The 6,565-nt window shown below is 62.2% G+C and carries 3 protein-coding genes and 1 pseudogene; 3 read left to right on the top strand and 1 reads right to left on the bottom strand.

What is annotated here, in order from left to right; translation table 11 throughout:
• The first annotated feature begins 176 nt into the window (after positions 1-176).
• The 3 genes from V473_RS21250 to V473_RS21260 are packed head-to-tail and all read left to right on the top strand — an operon-like array spanning position 177 to position 5,983.
• Positions 177-776 carry a hypothetical protein gene (locus tag V473_RS21250; RefSeq protein WP_013041664.1) on the top strand — a complete coding sequence of 200 codons (600 nt, stop codon included), beginning with the start codon at positions 177-179 and terminating at the stop codon, positions 774-776.
• Between the two features lie 52 nt (positions 777-828).
• Entirely contained in the window at positions 829-2,250 is a 1,422-nt protein-coding gene (locus V473_RS21255) for a conjugal transfer protein TraH (RefSeq protein WP_049775278.1), read from the top strand.
• 4 nt (positions 2,251-2,254) lie between these two features.
• Complete coding sequence (locus V473_RS21260) at positions 2,255-5,983, top strand: conjugal transfer protein TraG N-terminal domain-containing protein (protein ID WP_013041666.1); 3,729 nt, start codon at positions 2,255-2,257, stop codon at positions 5,981-5,983.
• 371 nt (positions 5,984-6,354) lie between these two features.
• Here the strand turns inward: V473_RS21260 and V473_RS21270 are convergent.
• A pseudogene (locus V473_RS21270) lies at positions 6,355-6,565 on the bottom strand (IS6 family transposase); the annotation flags it as partial.

The raw sequence follows: 6,565 nt of genomic DNA on the forward strand, positions 1-6,565 counted from the left end.
GTCAACGTCTGCACTGCTATCGTTAAACGGCTCGACCTCGTCGTGGCTCCCACTGCAGCGATCCATGTTAATGTCCAGGACGCGCCTACCAACGGTGACGTTTCGGATCGTGCTTCAGGATCGCCAGCCAAGCTCAAACATAGCCACGCGACCGTCTACGAACGAGGAGACCGGCTATGAGAACGCCTCTCCGATTCCTTCTTGGAATACCGGGAATCGTGATTGGCGGGCTGACTGTCGATCCCGCCGGCGCACAGCAGGTTTCGCAGGATGCATCGCGGCGTGCTGCGATCCACCCGGTGGCCGATCCCGCGGCAATGCAGGCCTGGCTGTCGCGCGTCCCCCTCACCCGCGATTTCCCACCGGATTTTAGTGCGACGCTGAAAGGAGATGCCCCGGCTTTTGTCGTGGAAATGACGACTTCGCCTCAATGCGCGCCCTGCGCCGACCTGTGGGCCAAACTCCAGATCCTGCGCCGTCAGTACGGTGTGAATGTCGCTGTCCTTTCGCGCGAGGAGGCGATCGTGCGATCTGGCCGGCTGGGGCTCCCCTGGGTCGGACATCCCGTGGCGTGGGTGCGAGCCACCAACGATCCCAATCGCGTGATCCCGATCGCGATCGGAACCGACCATAGCGTCAATCTCGCGCGGAACATCTATCTTGCCTTCAAGATGATGACCGGTGTGAGGCCGGACGTCGGCGTCCGTGCCATGGCCAAGTTCACCGGCATTGTCGGCATCGCAGCATCACCTCCACCCTATTCGAAGGGGAATTGAGCATGGCGGGCTCACTCCTCTCGATCGCAGCTCCAACCCGAGGACATCCGCCATGTCTCGCTTATTGTCGCGCCTGAGTATCTCGCTAATTGCCGTGGTTGCCGCGTGCGGCACAACCGTCCCCGCGCATGCCCAGAGCTGGGCCGAGAGCTGGTTCGACAATGTCACCTATACCAGCCCGGGAAGCTTCGAGGATCAAACCCGGGGCTATCTGACCGCCGGCGGGATGTCGGGACGCGTCGACGTGCACAACGACTATCTCATGTCGCTGAGCCTGCCCAAGGTGAAGGCAGGGTGCGGCGGCATCGACATGTTCCTTGGCGGCATGAGCTTCCTGGACCCGGACTATCTCGTCCAGAAGCTGGAGAGCATCCTGCAGGCAGCGCCTGCGGTCGCATTCCAGTACCTCCTCGAAACGCTCGACGAGAAGATGGGCAACATCATTTCGAAGATGGAGGCGGCCACCAATTTCCTGAACTCGATCCAGGTCAACGACTGCCGCCTCGCCAACCGTATGGTCCAGATCGCCAAGGGCGACGACAATATGTCCGGGATCATCGAGGAGATGACTGGATACCGTTCCGTCAAGCAAGGCTTCGCCAAGAGCTATCAACAGAGCCGCGAGAAGATCCAGGCCAACAACAACAACCCGACCGAAGATCTGAAGGACGCGCTGGAGAACTGCCCGGCGGAGGTCACCGACATCTTCCGTACCGGCTCTCTGCTCTCTCACGCGGCCTCGCGCGTCGGCGCGGCCGACTGGGCCGAGGTCATGCGGGCGCGGGTGGGCGACGTCTATATGCGGTGGGATCCGAACGACAAGGTTCCGCTCTTCTCGGCGATCCCCGCCTGCCCGCGCCAGGACACCGAATCCCCGGATGATTTCCTGAGCGGCCGCGTTCAGCGCCGCGTGCTCAACATCCCGGCAACCGGCGCCGACTGCTCAAACGATGGAGGCAAGGGCGCCCTGGAGCTGGCGCGCACGCGCATGGATTCGATTGCAACCAAGATTCGAACGCGCGCGGCGCTCACAGCCGAGGAACGACAGTTCGTAGCCAATGTCAGCACGCTGCCCGTCTACCGTATGCTCGAATGGGGCGTCCGTCAGGGCGTGGCAGGCTCGGTAATCGGCGATACCGACGAATTGGTCGCGCTCACCCTTGCCTATCAGATGCTGAATGACCTCACACGGTCAATCGACTTTGCGCTGAGCAATGCCGAGCGCGGCACAACGGCTGCGGGCGCGGCCGATGCTGCCAACACCAGCATTTGCCAGACTCGCATCCTGACCAAGGGGATCGAGCAGCTGCGCGATCTCCGAGAAGAAGTTCTGCGCCAGCGCGCGCAGATGCGACAATCGTACCTGGCGGCGTTGGGAGCCGCGAACCTGTCCGCCAATTATGCGGGCTTGATGAGACAGCGCGATCGCGATGCCCGCGACGCTGCCGGCGCCGCCGCCGCACGGGAGCAGTGAGATGATGATCCGCCGCCTTATCCGCGTCGCGCTTGCCCTCGCAATGGTGGGCGCCGCAACGCCCGCTTTCGCGATCGACGCCAGCTTCTATACCTATGACGGGTTTGCCGAGACGGTCGATGCCTTTCGCCTCGTCGCAATGATCTTCGCTGATCCGCGCTACGAGACGCTCGTGATCGTGATCGCGACCGTCGGCATCTCGCTCGGCGCGCTGCTGGCGAGCGTTCGCGGACAAGGGATGGGTCTCGTCGCCTTCGGTTTCCAGATGCTGATCGGGATCGGCCTGTTCGTCGGCATGATCGCCACCACTGGGACCGTCCACGTCTACGACAAGGTCCGCAACGCCTATCAGCCGGTCGGTGACGTTCCCAATCTGCTGGTGTTGGTGGCCGGCACCACTAACCTTATCGAGCGCGCGTTGGTCGAGACGATCGACGACAATACGCTCGATCCCAACATCAAGATCGAGTTTGGTGCAGGCGGACACACGTTCGACCTCTTCTTCAATGCCGTATCTCCGCGCGGCCCAATTACCGACACCTTTCTCGACGCGACGATCAAGGATTATGTGCGGCAATGCTATCCCGTGGCCCGGGTCTCCGCAGCCTATGGCGTCGATGATGATAGGCTGTTCCGAACTGCCACCGATCTGCCTGCGGCGTTCGCAGCAATGGCCGGACCAGCGACATTCTCAACCGTCTATACGGCCGCCGACAAGGGCGGAACGACGGTGAGCTGCGACGAGGCATGGCAGCATATCTCGACAGCCCTTTCGGACCCCGCGCTGTTCGACGACTACAGCCGGCAGGTCTGCACACGGACCGGCTTCGATGTGACCCAGCCCGACCAGCTCAATCGCTGCCGGAGCCAGCTGGGCGAAATGGGCGACATGATGATGGGCACTCCGCTCTCTCTCCAGGCGTTCATGACCAATATCCTGCTCGGCAACAGCGTCGGCGACGTTCTCTTCGAGGATAGTCCGGCTTCTGCGGCCAGGGTCATGGCCAATCGTGCCGTGATATCGAACGGCCTTGCCACCATGTCAGTGGCGAACGAATGGATGCCAACCATCCGTGCCGTCGTGTTCGGGATCATGTTGTTCATGATCCCGATCGCGCTGCTCTTCATCCTGACGCCGATCAACCTCCGCGTGGCCAGCTTCGCGCTCGGCCTGTTCGTGTTCGTGGCGCTCTGGGGTGTGATCGACGCCGGCATCTATCAGCTGACACTGGGCCGCGCGATGGATGCGCTCGCCGAGATGCGCTCGAATGCGGTGGCGACCAATGCGTGGCTCCTGGCGCCGTCGGCAGCGCAAAAGGCGCTCGCCATCTTCGGCAGCTTCAGGACAGCAGCGGCGGGTCTCGCCGGTGCCTTTGTCTTCACGGTGTTCCGTTTCTCCGGGAATGTCTTCACATCCTTCACCAGCGGATCTCTCGGCGTACATGGCCAGGCGAGCGCCGCGGCAGCACCGCTCGCCACCGGCGAAGGCTATGCCTCAGCCCTCGAGGCGCAGGCGTCCGCAACGGGCACGATGGCGCGCCGGAACGCCTCGTCGAACTTCGGAGATTTCGGCGAGCGCTCGACGTTCGGAGCAAATCGAAGCTTTGGCGCAGCCGGCGGTCTGCTCAGCGAGCGGGCATCCGGCGTTCCGGGCGTTCCTGCGTTTGGAATGGGCGGCATCGATGCCGCCCGGGAATTGGGCGGCCTGACCCCTGCCCTCGTCAACGGCGATCTCTCGAACCCGGCCGTTCAACGCGCCGTGCGCGCGAACGCGACGACGGCCGCCATCCATCAGTTCGCGGAGAAAGACGCGCTCAGATCTCTCGGGAATCGATATTTCGGAGAGGGCCAGGCGGGCGAGCGCGCTTTTGCATCATTCGCGCAGAATATGGTGCAATGGCGGGCGTTCGGCGACCAGCGTGCATACGACATGATGCTGCAGGGCGCGACACGGCACTTTTCCCGCAACGGTTATGGCGCGGACGATGCGCAGCTAAAGGCGGCTAGCGTCATCAGTGAGGCATCGGCTGATCCGACGTTCGCCAAGCTTATCGCCAATACCTTCGATCAGGAGGCGATGCTGCAAAATGACCTCACGTCAGCGCAGGTGCAGGTAGGCGCGATGGAGGGGCGGCGGGACTATGCGGGCGACCGGGTCGCGCAGGTTGAGCGCGGCAATGTGGCTACCGAGCAGGCGCACCGAACCGGCAGCAATGAAGGTCAGCGCAACGCAGCGGCCATGCTCGGCCTCTCGGTCGACGAAACCAGCCGGCGCATCTCCTTCATCAATGCGCTGTCGGGTGAAGCGCGCTCGTCCGCCATCAGCCAACTCTCCCGCGCAACGGGTCGCAATGAGGCTCAGGTGATGCACGCGCTGGAGAGCTACAATGCGGCGGTCCATGTCGGAACCGCGGACGGCGCTACAGCCGAGGCGGCGCGTGAAGGAACCAGCGTCTACGGTCGGACACGCGAAGCGGCCGGCTATGATTTTGCGGAGCGCGCCGGCAAGCTCGATGCACAGCGCGAAGTTGGTCACGATGGAACGCGCAACGCGGCGCGGATCGGCGAGCAACGTCGGCAGTCGGAGAATTTCGGGTTCGCCGAGGGAGCTGAAGCGGCAGGTGTCTCAACACGCGAGGCCGCTCGGCTCGACAGCTTCATCCAAACGCTGTCGAGAACTGCCGGCAACCAGGTCGACATGGCGGAAGGCGGATCTGCCGGCGTCGCCGATCGCGCTCGGAACGAGCGGCTTACCCGCATCGTGGACAATGAGCGCCTTACAAGGGCTCAAGGATTGCTGCGGAGTCATGGTATCGATCTGACGAAGCGCCAGATCGCGATGGATCAAAATGGAGACTTTAGCCTCAATCTGACACCGGAAACTGCAGCGCAGATGTGGCGGGCCGGGCTGATCAACCAGGACCAGCTTGGCGCGGTCGCCAATGGCGGCAGCGCGCGGTTCAGCTTTGCTCACAATGATCTGCTCATCTCGAGCAGTACGGGCTTCCAGCGGTCGGCGCGGAGCGATACCAGCACACGGTTCGAGGCCGGCAAGCAAGCGGGACCCGATACGATCGAACATTTTCTCGGTAGTGGCACGGAAGGCCAGGCGGCGATGGCGAATTGGCTCAAGGGCGGGTTCGAGATGGATCGCAGCGGCAACTGGCGGCTCAAACCACAGGTTGCCGACACGTTGGAACGCGATGTAACGGCGATCATGGTTCAAACTGGTTGGCAACGCTCCTTGTCTCGCGGTGCCTCCCATCAAGTTACGAATGGCGATGCCGAAAGCATCGGAATTAGTGGCGGAGTTGGGGGACGCGGTAGCCAAACCGCCAAAGGAAAAGCAGGGCAAGCATCTGGGAACGAAGGTGGATCTACCGCTAGTATCAATTTGCAAACATCCGACTTAGGCGTCGGCTCGACAGATGCGCGTTCGTCCATTGATATCGTGAATCATGACGTACGCAACGCTATCGCAAATGCTGAACGAGCTGCCTCAAGGTCCCGCACACCGGAGGCGGCATTCAGTAGCGAGCTGGGTCGCGCGATCCTCGGTGCTGACGGCCTCCGAAATCGTTATTTGGATCAAGCGGATGCGGGGCGTGGCCCTTGGGACGCGACAGCGCCATTCACATCGATTGAACAAAGCCAAATCTTGCGAAGCGGGCGCTTCACTGGCGATCGAACCAATGGCCTGGAAGACGGCGATCCTGAATTTAAGCGCCGTTAGGAATGGCCGCGAACGTGCTGATTACGCCATGCCTCACTGGCCGGATTGCATGGAAGGCCCACAAATCGAGGATCGGCTGGATTCGTCGGGTCCATATTGCGCCCGAGAAATCCGAAGCCGGTCGAACAATCATAGGCCCCTGCGATCCAACCTTCGCCCTCACCACGTGGTTGGTTGGACAGCGCCCACAGCCAACCGAAGGCGAGGACGGGGACGATCAAGAAAGGGTGGAACAGGAGCAGCGCCCCAAGAATCCAGCCTTCATATTGATCGAAAAGTGCGTGCGAGAGAGAACGGGGAACGAAAGCCTCTTCGAGGGCTCTGTTGCAAAGATTGGCGGCAGTCAGAGGTAGGCTGTCGCTCTGCGCCGATCAGGCGGCTGCTGCGAAATGGTGGTTGAGCATGCCCATGGCCTCCGTCAGCGCCGAGGGCCCAATGCCAAAAGCTCTCTCCACAAGGCGCACCTCGCCCCTGATGCCGGGCTGCAGGCACCAGGGGCGAGCCTGTCCTTTGCGCAGGGCTCGCATGACTTCGAATCCCTTGATCGTGGCATAGGCCGTGGGGATCGATTTGAAACCGCGC

This window comes from Sphingobium cupriresistens LL01 (genome assembly GCF_001046645.1).
Lineage (GTDB): Bacteria > Pseudomonadota > Alphaproteobacteria > Sphingomonadales > Sphingomonadaceae > Sphingobium > Sphingobium cupriresistens.